Source organism: Stenotrophomonas sp. P5_A8 (genome assembly GCF_056400545.1).
The window spans coordinates 1-928 of the sequence record NZ_JBFULB010000602.1 but is presented as its reverse complement, the minus strand read 5'-3'; the positions used below and the strand labels follow the sequence as shown (position 1 = coordinate 928).

General features: G+C 66.7%; 1 protein-coding gene. It reads left to right on the top strand.

Annotated features, from left to right (window positions below; all coding sequences use genetic code 11):
* Positions 1-692, top strand: a 692-nt coding sequence (locus AC1DQP_RS20990; RefSeq protein WP_478052496.1) for a transaldolase family protein, incomplete at its 5' end; no start/stop codon positions are given.
* Positions 693-928: the final 236 nt, after the last annotated feature.

The window sequence follows — 928 nt, the reverse complement described above, 5'->3', positions numbered from 1 at the left end:
CGCTGGTGCCGGGCCGGGTGTCGACGGAAGTGGATGCCGACCAGGCCCACGATACGGCGGCGACGGTGGCCAAGGCGCGCCAGTTCATCGCGATGTACGAGGCGGCCGGTGTGCCGCGCAGCAAGGTGCTGATCAAGATCGCGGCGACGTGGGAAGGCGTGGAGGCGGCGCGGGTGCTGCAGGCCGAGGGTATCGACTGCAATCTGACGTTGATCTTCAATCCGACCCAGGCGCTGGCCTGCAGCGAGGCGGGGGCGTTCCTGATTTCGCCGTTCGTGGGACGCATTCTGGACTGGTACGTGGCCCATGGGCAGGCGCCGGCCGATATCGATGCCGATCCGGGCGTGGTGTTCGTGCGCGGGGTGTATGCCGAGTTCAAGCGCCGCGGTTCGCCGACGGTGGTGATGGGTGCCTCGTTCCGTTCGACGGCGCAGATCGAGGCGCTGGCGGGGTGCGATCGTTTGACGATTTCGCCGGATCTGCTGGAGAAGCTGGATGCCGACCATGGCGCGCTGTCGCGCAAGCTGGTGGCCGGCGCGGCCGAAGCGGTGTCGGTGACGCCGATCGATGCGGCGCGCTTTGCGACGGATCTGGCCGCCGATCCGATGGCGACCGAGAAGCTGGCGACGGGGATCGATGCGTTCGCCAAGGATCTGGAAGCGCTGCGCCAGACGATCCGCGAGCGGTTGTAAGCGGTTCGCGTTGTCTGGACAGTGGAGAGCCCCGCATTGCGGGGCTTTTTGTTTTTTCGGGCAGCTGCACGTTTGACTGCGACTGCGACTGCGACTGCAACGGCAACGGCAACCGCAACCGCAACCGCAACCGCAACGGCTCACTGTCGACGGGTTGGGGTCGGTGTGGGTGGGATGGCGGGACACGCCGTGAATCCGTCCATGGAGGCTCGCACACGCCATCCATGGCGTGTGAC